14 protein-coding genes are annotated in these 14,648 nt (G+C 64.9%); 5 read left to right on the top strand and 9 right to left on the bottom strand.

The window, feature by feature from the left end; translation table 11 throughout:
- Positions 1-19 precede the first annotated feature (19 nt).
- The 4 genes from J2Y63_RS02355 to J2Y63_RS02340 all read right to left on the bottom strand — a co-directional run bounded on the left by J2Y63_RS02355 (position 20) and on the right by J2Y63_RS02340 (position 3,505).
- Positions 20-943: a LysR family transcriptional regulator gene (locus J2Y63_RS02355; RefSeq protein WP_256115402.1), complete on the bottom strand. Its 924-nt coding sequence runs from the start codon at positions 941-943 to the stop codon at positions 20-22.
- Between the two features lie 36 nt (positions 944-979).
- Positions 980-1,678: a class II aldolase/adducin family protein gene (locus J2Y63_RS02350; protein WP_435264742.1), complete on the bottom strand. Its 699-nt coding sequence runs from the start codon at positions 1,676-1,678 to the stop codon at positions 980-982.
- Between the two features lie 55 nt (positions 1,679-1,733).
- Positions 1,734-2,687, bottom strand: a complete 954-nt coding sequence (locus J2Y63_RS02345; RefSeq protein WP_435264741.1) for a PDR/VanB family oxidoreductase — start codon at positions 2,685-2,687, stop codon at positions 1,734-1,736.
- Positions 2,688-2,752: 65 nt separating this feature from the next.
- Positions 2,753-3,505, bottom strand: a complete 753-nt coding sequence (locus tag J2Y63_RS02340) for an IclR family transcriptional regulator (protein ID WP_435264740.1) — start codon at positions 3,503-3,505, stop codon at positions 2,753-2,755.
- Positions 3,506-3,720: 215 nt separating this feature from the next.
- Here J2Y63_RS02340 and J2Y63_RS02335 point away from each other — a divergent pair, with 215 nt between their 5' ends.
- The 5 genes from J2Y63_RS02335 (at position 3,721) to J2Y63_RS02315 (ending at position 7,546) form a co-directional block, all read left to right on the top strand.
- Positions 3,721-5,073: a Rieske 2Fe-2S domain-containing protein gene (locus tag J2Y63_RS02335; RefSeq protein ID WP_435264739.1), complete on the top strand. Its 1,353-nt coding sequence runs from the start codon at positions 3,721-3,723 to the stop codon at positions 5,071-5,073.
- A gap of 89 nt (positions 5,074-5,162) precedes the next feature.
- Positions 5,163-5,402, top strand: a complete 240-nt coding sequence (locus J2Y63_RS02330; RefSeq protein WP_256114785.1) for a hypothetical protein — start codon at positions 5,163-5,165, stop codon at positions 5,400-5,402.
- A gap of 2 nt (positions 5,403-5,404) precedes the next feature.
- Complete coding sequence (locus J2Y63_RS02325; RefSeq protein WP_435264738.1) at positions 5,405-6,412, top strand: aldo/keto reductase; 1,008 nt, start codon at positions 5,405-5,407, stop codon at positions 6,410-6,412.
- On the top strand, positions 6,412-7,014 hold the full coding sequence (locus J2Y63_RS02320) for a chromate transporter (RefSeq protein WP_435264737.1): 603 nt from the start codon (positions 6,412-6,414) through the stop codon (positions 7,012-7,014). Before J2Y63_RS02325 ends, J2Y63_RS02320 begins: the two co-directional genes overlap by 1 nt.
- Positions 7,007-7,546, top strand: coding sequence for a chromate transporter (locus tag J2Y63_RS02315; protein ID WP_435264736.1), 540 nt, complete (start codon positions 7,007-7,009; stop codon positions 7,544-7,546). Before J2Y63_RS02320 ends, J2Y63_RS02315 begins: the two co-directional genes overlap by 8 nt.
- Positions 7,547-7,569: 23 nt before the next feature.
- Here the strand turns inward: J2Y63_RS02315 and J2Y63_RS02310 are convergent, their stop codons facing one another.
- The 5 genes from J2Y63_RS02310 to J2Y63_RS02290 form a co-directional block, all read right to left on the bottom strand.
- Positions 7,570-8,262 (bottom strand): siderophore-interacting protein, encoded by a 693-nt coding sequence (locus tag J2Y63_RS02310; protein ID WP_435264735.1) that lies wholly within the window; start codon positions 8,260-8,262, stop codon positions 7,570-7,572.
- A complete protein-coding gene (gene fhuB, locus J2Y63_RS02305) occupies positions 8,259-10,232 on the bottom strand; it encodes a Fe(3+)-hydroxamate ABC transporter permease FhuB (RefSeq protein ID WP_435264734.1) in 1,974 nt (657 codons plus the stop codon). Before fhuB ends, J2Y63_RS02310 begins: the two co-directional genes overlap by 4 nt.
- Before the next feature lie 3 nt (positions 10,233-10,235).
- Positions 10,236-11,117, bottom strand: coding sequence for an ABC transporter substrate-binding protein (locus J2Y63_RS02300; RefSeq protein WP_435264733.1), 882 nt, complete (start codon positions 11,115-11,117; stop codon positions 10,236-10,238).
- A gap of 2 nt (positions 11,118-11,119) precedes the next feature.
- The gene (locus tag J2Y63_RS02295) at positions 11,120-13,528 is read right to left on the bottom strand and encodes a TonB-dependent receptor (protein WP_435264732.1); all 2,409 of its coding nucleotides are present in this window, start codon (positions 13,526-13,528) and stop codon (positions 11,120-11,122) included.
- A 102-nt stretch (positions 13,529-13,630) separates the two neighbouring features.
- Positions 13,631-14,581 carry a FecR family protein gene (locus tag J2Y63_RS02290; protein ID WP_435264731.1) on the bottom strand — a complete coding sequence of 317 codons (951 nt, stop codon included), beginning with the start codon at positions 14,579-14,581 and terminating at the stop codon, positions 13,631-13,633.
- Between the last annotated feature and the right edge of the window lie 67 nt (positions 14,582-14,648).

The raw sequence follows: 14,648 nt of genomic DNA, 5'->3' as shown, positions 1-14,648 counted from the left end.
GGGCTTCAGGCCCGCTTTTTTATGGCTCGCTGCAACGGCCGATCACGCGTGCGCCATCGCCCAGCCGTTCGGCGAGCGTATCCACCAGCCTGTCGATGAAGAGTTTCAGCTTCGCATCGCGCGTGACGGACAGGCGGCCGGGCGTCTCGATCAGGTAGAGCGTGCGGCCGAGCTCCGGGTTCTCGATCGGGTGGGCGACGATCTTGCCCTCCTCGATCTTCTGCTTGACGACGCCGTAAGGCACGATGCTGGTCGCATGGCCCTGCTCCACCAGCGTCTTGATCATCTCCAGCGACTGGATGGAAAAACGGATGTTGACCGGCAGCGTCGAGTTGCGCGCCGCACGGTGCACCGCATGCCAGACATTGTCGCGGTCGCCCGGCAGCGCCAGGTTCGAGGCGATGACCTCGTTGAAGGGAACCGGCCCTTCGGGAAAGGGCGCGCCCGGCGCCGTGATGAAAAACAGCCGCTCTTCCATCAACGGCATTCGCAAGGCGCTGGTATTTTCCGAAGCGTCATAGGCGAGCGCGATGTCGATCTCGTCGCGCATCAGGAGGTCGATCAGGATGAAGCTCAGTTCCTCCACCACGCGCAGCGATATGCCCGGCAGTTCGGAATGGGCCGAAACGAGGAAATCGGCGCCGAGCATGCGGATCGTGCTCGGCGTCAGGCCCATCGACACGACCTGCTGGCTGGACTTGCTGAAGGCCGAGACGTCCCGCCGCGCCTCGTCGACAAGCCGCATGATCTCGACGCCGCGTTCATAAAGCAGGCGGCCGGCATCGGTCATCGAGATGCCGCGCGAATGGCGCACGAGCAACTCGACGCCCAGCATGGTCTCCAGGTTGCGGATCTGCAGGCCGAGCGCCGTCTGCGAAACATGCAGTTGTTCGGCCGCCTTCGTCATGTTGCCCGCATCGACCGATTTCATGAAATTGTTGATTTGTTTCAGGTTGATGGCGGGATCTCCTCTTCCCGTTTACGAGAGGCGTCGTTTCGCCTTTCTCGCCAGGTAGTCGAAATTGACGACATATTGCTCGCGGCCATCGAGATTGGCGGTCAGGCTTGCAATATCGTCCGCGGCAAACTCCACGATCTCTCCGCCCATCGCAAGACAGAGAACCTGGTCGTGGCAGGCATTTTCCAGCGTCAGCGTGCGGATGACGGCCTCCTCGACCGAAACGCCGGTAACGGTCACGCCGTGGCCGCGCATCATCACAACCTTGTGACCCGCCAGCCCCCTGGCCACGCCGCGGCCGGTTTCCGGCGAACGGATCAGGTTGACGGTATCCTGATAATAACCGAGCCCATCCGAAAAGGCGACGCAGGCCTGCGAGACGATCTTCCACGGGCGCTCGGAGGAACACCAGATCGTCGCATATTTCGGATGGGAATGGATGACCGAATTGAGATCCGGCCGCGCCTTGAAGATTTCCGAGTGGATGAAGACCTCGCTGTGGCGTCGCCCGCCCCCGCCGACCTTTTCGCCGTCGAGGTTGCAGATCACGATGTTCTCCATCGTGATTTCCTCGAACCCGAGACTGTGCGGCTTCATGAAGAACAGCGCGGGGTTTTCGGGGTCCCGAATGGAAACATGGCCGCGGGTGAAATCGCCGAGATCGGCATCGCCGAGGATGAGGCCGGCTTCGATCAGCCGTTGTTTGACGTGCTGGCTCATGGGCAGCATGGAACTCCTGTGTGATAAAAAATGGGGTGAACCGCCGGAGGCAGGTTCAGAGCGCGAGCGTCAGGCGCGGGCTCTTCGAGCCGGAGCAGCAGATCATCATCGTGTCGCCGCGCTCCTTCTCCTCGTCGCTCAGGACCATGTCCTGGTGGTCGGGAACGCCGTCCAGCACGCGCACCTGACAGGCACCGCAGATGCCCATCTCGCAGGAGAAATCCAGGCTGAAACCGGCATCCCGCAGAACGGTGAGAATCGACTGGCCCTTCGGCACCGCGAATTCCTGGCCGCTGTCGGCAAGCTCGATGACGAAATCGCCATCAAGCGCCGGCGCCTTCGCCGGCGCGAAACGTTCGAGATGGACCTGCTCCGGCGCAAGCGCGCTGGTGCGCGCCTCGAACGTATCGAGCATCGGCCCCGGCCCGCAGCAATAGAAGTGCGACCCCGCCGGCGCGCGCTCGACGATGGTGCCGATGTCGAGGAAGCCTTCCGCTTCCGAATCGACATGAATGCTGGCCTTGGGAAGTGTGGAGATCACGTCCGAGAAGGCGACGTCGCGCCGGTCGCGACAGGCATAATGCACCTCGAAACTGCGGCCGAGCTCTGTGAGGCGCTGGGCCATCGACCAGATCGGCGTAATCCCGATCCCGCCGGCGATCAGCACGCTGTGGTCGACCGCCTCGTTGAGCGCGAAATTGTTGCGCGGCGCGCCGATCTTCATGATTGAACCGACGCGCACCATGTCGTGCAGACAGACCGATCCGCCGCGCCCGCCCGGGTCGCGCTTGACGCCGATCGTGTAGCGATTGCCGTTTTCGACCGGATGGACGAGAGAGTAGAGCCGGACCATGTCGTTGGGCAGGTGCAGCGAGATATGGGCGCCGGCACCGGCCGGCGGCACATTGCCGCCATCGACGCTTTCGAACTCGAAGAGGCTCGTTTCATGCGCCAGATAACGCACCGCGACAAGGCGCATCTCGATGGTTTTGGTGACGGTTATTTCCAACTCTCTCTCCCTGTCCGTGCCCGGCAAGGATGGAAATCCTCCTGCCGGACACTGTTCTAGAACCGCTATTCGTTGCTGCGGCGCAGATTGATCTGCTCCAGCCGCGGCAGGCGGGGCCTCAGCCCGTCGGCCGCATCCTTCAGAAGCGCGCGCGCCATGTTGATCCGCTCGTCCGTGAACCGGCCGATGAGCCCTGAAACCGAAAGCGAGCCCACCAATTCACCCGCCATATTGGTGATCGGCACGGCGACGGCCGCGAGATCCTCGTCACGCCCGCCCTTGGAGACGATGGACCCCGTCGTGCGCAGCTCGACCGCGCTCGGATGGTCGGACGCATCGCCGTAATGCGACAGCAGAACGCCTGCCGCCCCAGAAGTCAGCGGATGGCGCGTGCCCTCCTCCAGATGGTGGCGGGCGCTGCGCGGCGAATTCTCCCGGTAGAGGCAGACGCGTTCGCTGCCATCCGGCACATAGAAGGACGCGGTCTCCTGCGTCACCGATGTCAGGTGCCGCAGCACCGGGCGCACGACATCCTCCAGCGTGAACTGCGAGCGGCTGAGATCGCCGAGCCGGCGAAGCTCCGGCCCGAGCTGGTAGCGCCCGTCCACGCCGCGATCCAGGAAGCCGGTATGCAGCAGCGATCCGGCAAGCCGCAGGATCGTGCTCTTGTAGAGGCCCGAACGCTGCGCAAGTCCCGAAAGCGTCAGGGTCTCCCCTGGCTCGGAAAAGCACTGCAGCAAAGTTATCGCGCGTTCCACCGCTTCAACCCGATCCCTGCCTGCATCGATCTCGTCATTGCCTGCGTCCATTTTTGTCATTTAGCACTCCTCAATAATTCTGTCTAGCGAAACATGGTCTGCTTGACAGAACGATTTCCTCTGATACATCTATCCCGGCAAGGCACGACGCCTTGGTTTCAGCAACGGCATAGCATGCGCGGGGCGTGGCATTCCACGCGGGGAGCGTCGTGCTGCCTTGGGTATCCGGCTCCGGACTTTTTCCTTCCGGTGCTCCGTGATTTTGGGAGAAGAAAATGCTCAGCAAGGAACAGAACGATCGCCTGACACAGGTGGGACCGGGTACGCCCTGCGGCGAACTCATGCGCCGCTACTGGATACCGATTGCGCCCTATGCGCAGCTTCTGGAAAATCCCGTGCGCAAGGTGCGCATCCTCGGCGAGGACCTCGTCCTCTACAAGGATACCAGCGGCGGCCTCGGCCTCATCGGCGATCGCTGCCTGCACCGCAACGTCGACCTGCAATTCGGCATTCCGGACAAATGCGGCCTGCGCTGTCCCTATCACGGCTGGCTGTTCGACGAGACCGGCAAATGCGTCGAACGCCCGATGGAAGGTGCCCCGCAGGCCGAAATCAAGCAGAAGCTGAAGGGCTATCCGGTGCAGGAAATGGGCGGCCTGGTGTTCGCCTATATGGGGCCGCTGCCGGCGCCCGACCTGCCGCGCTGGGACCTTTTCGTCTGGCCGAACTCGATCCGCCAGATCGGCCTCACCGTCATCGACTGCAACTGGCTGCAATGCCAGGAAAACACCGGCGACCCGACCCACAGCGCCTGGGCGCACGGCCATCTGTTCGAATATGAACTCAGCCGCAACGGCAAGCTCGACGAGCGCAGCTCCGACAACCTGCACACGCTGCACCAGCGCAAGCGCGTCGGCGTCGGCATCAAGGAAATCTACGCCAGCCAGACCGAGCACGGCTTCCGCAAGGGCATCCGCTACTCGAAGGATCTCGGCGCCGATGCCGACAAGGACGTCGAACACTCGACCGTCATCTTCCCGTTCTACACCCAGACCGGCAAGACGGGCGCGCCGCGCAGCGAATACCAGATCCGCGTGCCGATCGACGACACGCATACCTACCACATCTGCTACCAGTGTTACGCCGCCCCTCCCGGCGTCGAGGCGCCCGAGCAGGACGTGGTGCCCTACTACATTCCGCCGACGCATGACGACACCGGCCGGCCGATCCTCGACTATGTCCTCGCACAGGATGCCATCGTCTGGGTCGCCCAGGGGCCGATCGCCGACCGCACGACGGAACTGCTCGGTCGTACCGACATTCCGATCGTCGTGCTGCGCCGGCAGCTCGACGAGCAGATCAAGCGTGTCGAGCAGGGCCTGGAGCCGATGAACTACTTCCAGAAGAGCCCGGACATCATTCACCCGCTCGGTTCGGCGCCCGACTACGACAAGCCGGAATCGCTCAACAAACATGGCTTCCGCAAATACTACCACAAGGGTTTCGCGAACGACGACGCGGACCGCTACGGCCCGCTGATCGAAACGGTCAAGGACCTGCACCGGGCCATCGAGGATTTCGAGATCAGGCGCGCCGCCGGGCAGCAGCGCGATCCCGCGCACGCCTGACCGAAACCGTCGATCCATGCCGCGCCCCACGCGCGCGGCATGGACTTTCGACCCTCAATACCGGTCCCTCGGGGCCGCGGAGCTTCACCATGTCAAGCAACACACGCGAGATCATCGATGCCGTCCTGAAGGTCGTCATCGACCAGGTGCCGACCATGACTGTTCGGGAAATCACCACGATCCCCGAACATCCGAAGGACGGCGACGCCGTGATCGCCAGGATCGACGTCTCCAACAACCGGCTCGTCTATTGCGAGATCGACGGCAATGGCAGCCTCTCTTCGGCGAGCGTCATCGACCTCAACGACCCGGACGAGGCACTGGACTGACCATGAAGATACGCCGTGTCGGTTCCACCGACCTCATGGTCTCCGAAGTCGGTTTCGGCTGCGGCGGCAATGCCGGACTGATGATCAGGGGTGACGCCGCCGAACAGCGGCGCATCATTGCCCACGCGCTGGAAAGCGGCATCACCTATTTCGACAATGCGCCCGATTATGGCGACGGCCTGGCCGAGACCAATCTCGGCCGGGTGCTAAAGGAACTCGGTGCCTCGCCGGTCATCAACACCAAGGTGGAAATCCGCGCGGAAGACCTCGACGATATCGCCGATCATATCGTGCGCTCGGTGGAGGAGAGCCTTCGCCGCCTGCAGGTCGACAGCGTCGATATCGTGCAGATCCATAACGGCCCGGTGGCCGCACAGCCCCTCATGGAAGGCGCCTACTACGCCACACTCTGGCTTGAGGATTTCATGCGGCCCGGCGGCGTGCTGGACGGCGTGCGCCGTCTTCTGGAAAGCGGAAAGGCGCGCCACTCCGGCTTCATCTGCCGCGGCAATGACGCGGCCGAAGTCGGCACGCTCCTCTGGACCGGCCTCTTCCATCTCGTGAATACGCCCTACACGCTGCTCAACCCGACAGCTGGCCGTTTCAAGACCGCGGGCATGGCGGGCAACAACCACGGCAACGTGGTCGGCGCGGCCGCCGCTTCCGGCGCCGGAATTGCCGTCTTCAGCCCGCTTGCCGGCGGCCTGCTGACGGACACGCTGCTCTCGGGCCAGCAGACCCATCCGCTCGCCCGGCAGAAGGATCACGCCCAACTGGAGGCCAAGGGCGATCTCGCCCGAGCCCGTCGGTTCCAGGCAATCGCCCAGGAGAGCGGCACCAGCCTCGCCGGACTCGCCTATCGCTTCATCCTGAGCGATCCGGGCGTCAGCACGCTGATCGGCGGATTTTCCGATGCCGAACAGATCGATGCGGCCGTCTCCGCCGCATCGGCCGGACCACTCGATGTCGTCCAGTTCGAGTCCATTGAAAAAATCTGGTCGGCGGCCTAATGGCTGAAGTCCTTCCTGCTCGCTCAAGTGATTCCGCCTCCGTGCGCACCGATGACAATCCCAGCGTCAGCCTGTCGACCCTGTTCCTGGCCTGCCTCAAGCTCGGTCTGCTGAGCTTCGGCGGTGGGCTTTCCGGCTGGGTCTACCAGGATTTCGTCGTGCGCCGCCGCTGGATCAGCGACGAGGATTTCGCCAGCAGTTTCGCCATAGGGCAGATGCTGCCGGGCGGCAATGTCGCCAATCTCGTCGTCTGCCTCGGCGAGCAATTGCGCGGCCCGCTGGGTGCGGCGACGGCGGTTTTCGGCCTGCTGGTCGGCCCGTTCTTCGCGGTTATCGCCATGGCGACGCTGATCGGCAGCATTCCGCAGACCCAGCTGCTCGATATCGCGCTCGGCGGTGCTGCCGCGACCGCGATCGGATTCCTGATCAACCTGTGCTGGCGCGGCGTGCGGCGGGAAAGCGGCAATCCGGCCATGCTTGGCATCATCGCGGCCGTCGTCATCGGCGTCGGCGTGCTCAAGCTTCATCTCCTGCTCGTCACGCTCTTCGTCGCGCCGATCAGCATCGCGATTGCCTGGCGGCGGGGAAACAAGGATGCGTGACGATCACCTCGTCGGATTATTGGCCGTCTTCGTGCCCTTCTCGCTGATTTCCATCGGCGGGGGCATCAGCGTGCTGTCGGGCATCCAGCACGAGATCGTCGCGGTGCGCGGCTGGCTGACCGCGCAGGATTTCGTCCAGCTCTTCGCCATTTCGCGCGCCTCGCCCGGCCCCGGCACCATGATCGCGACGTTGATCGGCTGGCAGATATCCGGCTGGCTCGGCGCCGTGGTGGCGACGCTCGCTTTCTTCCTGCCCTCCTCGCTGCTCTGCTACGGCGTCTTCCGCCTGTCGAACGCCCACCGCGAAAAAGCCTGGCACCGCGCCGTCCGCCAGGGCCTCGCCCCCGTCGGCACCGGCCTCGTCATCAGCTCCGTCATCGCCATCCTGCAACTCTCCGACGGCGGCCTCCTGACCCTCCTCCTCGCCGCCCTCTCCGCCATCGTCGTCGTCGTGGCACCCCGCGTGCCGGTCCCGCTGTACCTGCTCTGCGGCGCAGGGCTCGCCGTGCTCTACCACACGGCGATGGCCTAGAACGCTCAACTGCGCCCGCACCCTCAATCACCACCTCGGCGCCAATAGGGAACGCAGAGGGAGGGGATGCCTCGCAGTATTGGGCGGAAGGGCATGACGGCGGTGTGTTCGCCGGCGATCCAGATGAAGCGGTCCGGCAAGGTCTTGAATACGGCGACTTCGGAGGAGAGCTTTTGCAGGAAGTCCGGGGCCTGTGGCGCTGCATGGCGGTAGAACCACTGCACTTCGACATCTTGTGGCGTATCGAGGGCGATGCTGTCCTCGGGGGTCTGGATTTCCAGGAGGATGCGGCCTTGGGCGTGTCTTGGCATGATTTCGGCGATGCGGGCGATGGCTGGCAGGGCGGTTTCGTCTCCCGCGAGCAAGTAGTGGCGGGCCGGCTTGATGCCGAGACCGCAGGGGCCGGAAACGCCGCAGGCCGTGCCGGGTTCTGCCCGGCGTGCGAAATTGGAACCGGGGCCGTCGTCGTGGAGCACGAAATCGATGTCGAGCCAGCCAGCATCGGCGTCGATGCTGCGGATGGTGTAATAGCGCGTCTGGACCTCGGGATCGGGGCCTGTCGAGACTGGCAGGTGCAGGCGGACGTGCAGGTTGTCGTTCGTCGCAAAATGGTGCAGATCGCGGCCGGTGAAGCGGAGGCGCTGCATGGAGGGCGTCAGGCGCTGGGATGCCTGGACCGTGACGAGGCGGAACCCGCGCGGCTTTCGTTCCGTCATAGGCGTCTCCCGATCAGAAGCAACAGGAATGGTCCTCCGACCACGGTCGCCAGCAGGCCGGCAGGGATCTGGTAGGGGAAGATGAGGTTGCGGCCGAGCCATTCGGCGCCGAGCAGGATGGCGCCGCCGACCAGTGCCGAGGCGAACAGATGGGCGGCCGGCCGCTGGAATCCGGCGAGGCGCGCGAGATGCGGCCCCATCAGCCCGGCGAAGCTGAGCGGCCCGACCAGGATCGTCGCCGCGGCGGTTAGGACTGCCGAGAGGAGCAGAAGAATGGTGGTCGCGGTGCGAAGTGACACGCCCTGGGAGAGCGCCACGGTTTCGCCGAGCGGCAGGATCTCCAGCCATCGCCGTAGGAGCGCCCCGACGGCCAGTCCCGCGCCCAGGATGGCGACTGCGGCGATCGCTTCCTGCCCGCGCACCGCATAGGTCGAGCCCGACATCCAGGCAAGGAGCTGTTCGAGCCGCGGGTCCTGCGCCGCCATCAGGACAGCCATGACGAAGCCGGAGATGGAGCTCAGTGTCACGCCGATCAGCAGCAGGCGATCGCCCTGGAAGTCGCCCTTTCGGGCAAGCGCCATGATGAAGGCGAGTGTGATGCCGGCGCCGACGGCACCCGCCGAGATCTGCAATCCGCGCGATACGGCCGTCGCCGACAGCGTCGCGGCGATGACGCCGAGCATGGCGCCGGAGGAAACGCCCAGCACTTCCGGCGAGCCAAGCGGGTTGCCGGTCATGCGTTGCAGGATCGCGCCGGCAAGGGCGAGCATGGCGCCGCCGGCGACGGCTGCGACGGAGCGGATCGTCCGCATCGAATACAGGCCCTCGGGCGCCGCCATGACATGCCAGCCGGAAGGGCCCCGGCCGGCGAAGACGGAGAGGAGAACAGCGATGGCGAGCCCGAGGGCGGCCACGGCGATGACGGTCCAGGGCCGCATCAGCCGCCGGGCTTCCGTTATCCCGGTCATCGCGGGCGGGGAGAGCGATTTCAGCCGGCGCACCAGCACGAGCAGCAGCGGCGCGCCCATCAGAGCGGTGACGGCGCCGGTCGGGAAGATGCGATAAGTCACCGGCAGGGCCTGGACACATTGGTCGGTAGCGGTCAGCACCAGTGCGCCGAAGACGGCCGACCAGGCCATCTCGCGGCCGGGGCTGCGGGCTCCGGTGGCGCGCGCGAGCGCCGGCACGGCGAGGCCGATGAAGCTGATGACGCCGACGGCGGCCGTGACGACCGCGATGATCACCGCGGCGACGAGCAGCGAGAGGAGACGGAAGGCCTCGATGTTCAGGCCGAGGCTTCTGGCATTGCTGTCGTCGAGCGCGAGCAGTGCGAGCGGCCGCTGGATCAGCGCGGCCACTGCGATCGCCACGAGAAGGCGGGGCGCGAGGAACAACACACCGGACCAATCCTGCTGGTCGAGATAACCGGCGCCCCAGAGATAGATGCCCGTCAGGAAATCGTGGTTGAACAGCATGAGCACGGCACTGGCGGCGCCGCAGTACAGGCTGACGATCATGCCCGAAAGCGTGACGGTTGGGGGTGACAGACCCTTCCGCCAGGAAAGCCCCAGGATGGCCGCGAGCGCCAGCGCCGCACCGGCAAGCGCCACCCATTCCGCGGCGTTGCTGGCGGCGAGCGGGAACCACAGGGTTGCGATGGTCAAGGTGAGATAGGACCCCGCGGAGATGCCGAGCGTCGCGGGTTCGGCGAGCGGATTGCGCAACACCCGTTGCAGGATCGACCCGGCGATGCCGAGGGCCGCGCCAGCCATCAGCGCCACCACGATGCGCGGCAGCAGGGTATAGTGCAGCAGGATTTCCTCGGTCGCGCCGGACTGCGGCGACACCACCGCCCATATGGACACATTGCCGGGCAGGACGGACAGGATATTGCCAGCGATCATGGCGAGGCTGAACAGCGAAAGCCCGCACAGCATGACCGGGAGCATGGGATTTCGCGTCACGCCCATGCATCAGCCTTCCGCAGCGAGCGCCATGGAGGCGAGGCGCGCAAAACGGCTGGCGGAGGGCAGCCCGCCGTAGAAGAGCACATCGGGGATGCGCGCGACGCGGCCGCTCCTGATGAAGGGCAGGCTTGCGACGACCGGGGATGCCAGCAGTTTTTCCAAGGCGAGCGTGCTTGAATCGCCGACGCAAAGCAGGCGGGCATCCTTCTGCTGCGCCAGGCGGTCGGCCGTCACGGTCGTGTGCCCGTAGGCCGAGGTGAAACCCGTCCAGGCATTGACGATGCCGAACCGGTCGAGGACGCTTTGGAACAGACTGTTTTTGCCGAAGAGCAACAGGCGGCGGCCGTCGATGACGGTGGCGACGAAGACGGGCCGGCCGTCATAATGGCGCAGGCGTTTTCGCGCCTCGTCCAGTTCCCGATCGAAGCCCTGCCGAAACAGGCGGTACGCGTCAACGCGTCCGAGACGTTGCGCCAAGCCCTGCAAGGCGGTAGCTCCCGTCAGCACCGGATCGATCCCGTCGAAACCATCGGCAGAAAACATCACGACGGGTGCGGCAGCCTCGATGCGTTCGCGCAGGCTCGTCAGGTCGTCGCCCATCAGCACGAGATCGGGGGCGAGTTGCAGGACGAGTTCCAGGTTCGGCTCGGAGCGCAGGCCGAGGTCGAGCGTTGCCGGCGACAGGGCCGGCTCGACGACCAGTGCGGCATAAAGCGCCCACTCCGGCAGGGCCAGAGGGGTCACGCCGAGTGCCAGGAGGTTCTGCGCACTCGGCCAGTCGAGCGCCACGATCCGCTCCGGCTTGGCCGCCCGCGCGCGCGCGCCGAGCCCGGCGAAGGCAAGCGCGCCGAGCAGCGCCCGGCGCGTCAGCGCTAACCCCGGTGCCACGATCAGAACTGCTTCTGGATGGAAAACGCCACCGTGCGCGGCGCGCCGAGATAGTTGCTGGTCTGCCAGTATCCCTTGTTCGCCACATTGGTCACGGCAAGGCGCACCGTCAGCGGGTCGCCGAACTGCGTGGTCGTGTAGCGCAGACCGAGGTCGAAGGTCGTGAACGACGGCAGGCGGTCGGTGTTGGCGTCATCGGCCCATTGTTTGCCGGTATGCTGCACACCGGCCGTCAGGAAAAACCCTTCGACCGAGGGCAATTCGTATTCCGCATAGACCTTGGCGAGCACCGCTGCGACATTCGTCGGGTCGTTGCCCGAGAACTCGCCGCCCTTCACCTCGGTGTCCAGCAGCGTGAGGCCGCCGAGCACCGTCAGGTTGTCCGTGACATTGCCGGTCGCGGTGAATTCGATTCCGCGGTGGTTCTGGCGGCCGTCCTGCGTGTAGACATTGTTGCCGTTGGTGAATTCGTAGGCCTTCTCGATGTCGAACAGCGCCGCCGTCAGCAGCACGTCGCCGACCTCGGCCTTGATGCCGAATTCCTTCTGGGTGCTCACCATCGGCGCCATGATCGCGCCGGAATTCGTCGTGCCGTCCGGCGCCACACCGCCCTGTTCCAGGCCCTCGATATAGCTGCCATAGATCGAGATGGAGGGCGTGGCCTTGAAGATCAGCGACACGGAGGGCGACAGGCGCCCCTCGTCATAGACGGGCGACGAAAGCCCGCCTTCGCTGTCATAGCCGGAGGCGTAGATCTTGCTGTAGCTCGCGCCCACCAGCGCGCTCCAGCGCTCGTTGAAGTCGATCTGGTCGCCGAGCACGAAGCTCTCGTTCTTCACGCGGCCGGCATAATAGTAGTCGCTATCGTCCCTGGGGAAGAGCGGCCGCGGCAGGTGGGTCGGCGTCGTCAGCGGAAAGGGACCAATCCAGCCCGTATTGGGATTGTACGACGTGCTCCAGGACCTGTCGGAAAACATCTGGTAGCCCACCGTCACCTTGTGGCCGATCGATCCGGTATCGAACACGAAGTCGCCGAAGAGCTGCGCGGCATCGAACTCGTTTTTCGTGCGGCCGGAATGGATGCCGATCTGGGTATATTCGCCCGGCACCTCCACTGAGTTCATGATGTGGTCCTGCACGGGACGATCGACGAATTCCTTCGAATAGGCGCCGCGGATGGTGATCGCGTCGTTGAGCTCATAGGTCGCCTTGAGCTGGACCTTCTTCTTCTCGAATTCGTCGCGGATCCATTTCTGCCCCCAGTTCTTCTCCGGATCGGGAACCAAGTCGTGGGGGATGGCGAAATACCAGTAGGTCGACGGGTTTTCGGTCTTGTACCTGCCGTAGGAGGCGTTCAGCTCCAGCTTGAGCTGGTCCGTCACCTGCCAGTCGAAAGCGCCGCTGATCAGGCCGCGATTGATGTTCTGGTCGTCGATGGCGGTATCGCCCGCCTGCTTGACGACGTTGATGCGGTAGCCGAACAGCCCTTCCGCGTCGATCGGGCCGCCGAAATCGCCGTGCACGTAACCCTGCTCGCCGCCATAGCTGCCGAGCGTGATGCTGTTGTAGCGGTCGTCCGTCGGCCGCTTGCTGACATAGTTGATCATGCCGCCGGGCGCGGAGGCACCGTAGAGAAAGCCGGAAAGGCCATTGAGGATCTCGATGCGCTCGACGTCCTCAAGCGAGGTCGCGTGGCTGTAGGAGCGCCGCAGCCCGTCCTGAGCGGAATCATAGGTCGTGAAGCCGCGGATATTGACCATGGGCGACCAGCCGCTGATCTGCGGCGTGGAGGAGCGCGTCGAGGGGTTGAGCCGGAAGACATCGTCCGGCGACTGCGCCTGGATGTTCTGCAAAAGCTCGCGCGGCATGACGCTCACGGCGAAGGGCGTGTCCTTCAGGGAAAGCCCGTCGAGCAGGCCGAGACCGGAGATCATCTCGGCCTTGTATCCGGCGGAAGCCAGGCCATCGTTCTGCAGGATCGTGGTGGCGTCGCCATCGACGACGACGCGTTCCAGCGTCGTTGCCGTGTTCGTCACGGCGCCGACCTCGGTCGTGTCCATTTGCGGATCGGAGATCGCGATCGTCGCACCGTAGGGATAGGCATAGACCAGTCCCGAGCCCTGGAGGATCTTGTCGAGGGCGACCTTGCGGGTCATCGCGCCGGAGGCGCCCTGCGTGCGCTTGCGGGCGGCGACCGAGGGAATATAGGTCACCTGTACGCCCGCCTGCCGGCTGAATGTCGCAAGGGCGCTGCTGAGCGGGCCTGCCTCCACCGAGTAGGATTTCACGGGATCGTCTTCGGCGCGAAGCCCCGGGGCGAAGGCGGCCGAGAGGCACGCACCCGCCAGAAGCGTTGCCAGAAGGCCCTTCCCCGTTGAATTTCCAATGCTCTTGCGAACGTCCCGTCTCATGCGTCTACCCCAGGCATATGTCCAACCACGCCGTGTCAAAACCCGGCCTCATCGTTGAAACGAAGTTGGTGCGCGGGTTTTCGGTGATTTTTCGAAAATTCTTCAGACCGAGGAAATGATCGTCAGATAGGGGGAAATCTGGCGGACCTTGCCGCCATAGGGATGCACGACGGCGCGCAGTGCGGCGATCGGATTGCTGAGGTCGAAGGCCCCACTGATGCTTGCCCGGCCGAGCGCCGGATTGGCGAGGATGGTGCGCCCCGGCTGCCAGCGGGCGATCTTGGCGACGACGGCGCCGATCGGTTCGTTGTCGGCAAACATCAGGCCCTGGCGCCAGGCGGCGATCTGCGCCTTGTCGCGCGCGCCGCGGACGATCGCGCGGCCCTCGCCGCCCAGCCGTGCCCATTCGCCATCGAGAAGCTCGACGACCTCGCCATTCTCGACGCCCGCGAAGCGCACGTCCATGCGGCCCTGGTCCACGCCGACATTGACGAAATCGTCGTCGATGCTGACGTCGAAGGACGGCCCCGCGCCTGTAGAAAGCACAGGCCCCGATCCGACCTCGAAGGACCGCGCCGCATCCTCGGCGATCTCGAAATAGCCCATGCCGCGCAAAAGGTCCGCCCTGCGCACCCTTTCGGAGACATGGAAGGCGATGGCGCTTTCCGGGCCGAGCGTCACTGCACTGCCATCCGAAAGCACGACGCGGCGGATTTCCGCCGTACTCGTCAGGTAGTCGGCCTTTGCCTGGACGATGAGTTCGGGTCCGCCGGTCGCGGCCGCCGTCGCGACGACCAGCCCGCCGACGATGAGTTTTCGCCGCGACAGTCGTGCCGGCCTCTGCTCCGCCTTGCGCTGGCCGTCGAGCACCTTGCCGGTCATGCCGAAGATCTCGCCGGCCTCCTGCCAGGCCAGTTCATGCTCGGGGCTGCGCAGCCGCCAGCCCTGCGCCAGCTCTATGGCCACGGGGTTGTTCGGTTCGTTCTGCAGCCGGATCATGTGATCGACGGCTTCGTCGAACAACCTGTCCCTGTCTGTCGCTGGTCCGGTCATGGTGGTCCCATGGATATGGCGTCGCGGTAGCGCTACCCTGAATGGTGTAACGCAGCAACCGCTGTCA

The sequence above is a fragment of the Shinella sp. BE166 genome (genome assembly GCF_051201095.1).
Classification (GTDB): domain Bacteria; phylum Pseudomonadota; class Alphaproteobacteria; order Rhizobiales; family Rhizobiaceae; genus Shinella; species Shinella lacus.
This window is presented reverse-complemented; position numbering and strand designations above follow the sequence as displayed.

Bases quoted from the DNA above. Each gene is read 5' to 3' on its own strand.
- J2Y63_RS02350 (WP_435264742.1), bottom strand. From the start codon at position 1,678: ATGAGCCAGCACGTCAAACAACGGCTGATCGAAGCCGGCCTCATCCTC.
- J2Y63_RS02340 (WP_435264740.1), bottom strand. From the start codon at position 3,505: ATGACAAAAATGGACGCAGGCAATGACGAGATCGATGCAGGCAGGGAT.
- J2Y63_RS02335 (WP_435264739.1), top strand. From the start codon at position 3,721: ATGCTCAGCAAGGAACAGAACGATCGCCTGACACAGGTGGGACCGGGT.
- J2Y63_RS02330 (WP_256114785.1), top strand. From the start codon at position 5,163: ATGTCAAGCAACACACGCGAGATCATCGATGCCGTCCTGAAGGTCGTC.
- J2Y63_RS02325 (WP_435264738.1), top strand. From the start codon at position 5,405: ATGAAGATACGCCGTGTCGGTTCCACCGACCTCATGGTCTCCGAAGTC.
- J2Y63_RS02320 (WP_435264737.1), top strand. From the start codon at position 6,412: ATGGCTGAAGTCCTTCCTGCTCGCTCAAGTGATTCCGCCTCCGTGCGC.
- J2Y63_RS02315 (WP_435264736.1), top strand. From the start codon at position 7,007: ATGCGTGACGATCACCTCGTCGGATTATTGGCCGTCTTCGTGCCCTTC.
- J2Y63_RS02310 (WP_435264735.1), bottom strand. From the start codon at position 8,262: ATGACGGAACGAAAGCCGCGCGGGTTCCGCCTCGTCACGGTCCAGGCA.
- fhuB (WP_435264734.1), bottom strand. From the start codon at position 10,232: ATGGGCGTGACGCGAAATCCCATGCTCCCGGTCATGCTGTGCGGGCTT.
- J2Y63_RS02295 (WP_435264732.1), bottom strand. From the start codon at position 13,528: ATGAGACGGGACGTTCGCAAGAGCATTGGAAATTCAACGGGGAAGGGC.
- J2Y63_RS02290 (WP_435264731.1), bottom strand. From the start codon at position 14,581: ATGACCGGACCAGCGACAGACAGGGACAGGTTGTTCGACGAAGCCGTC.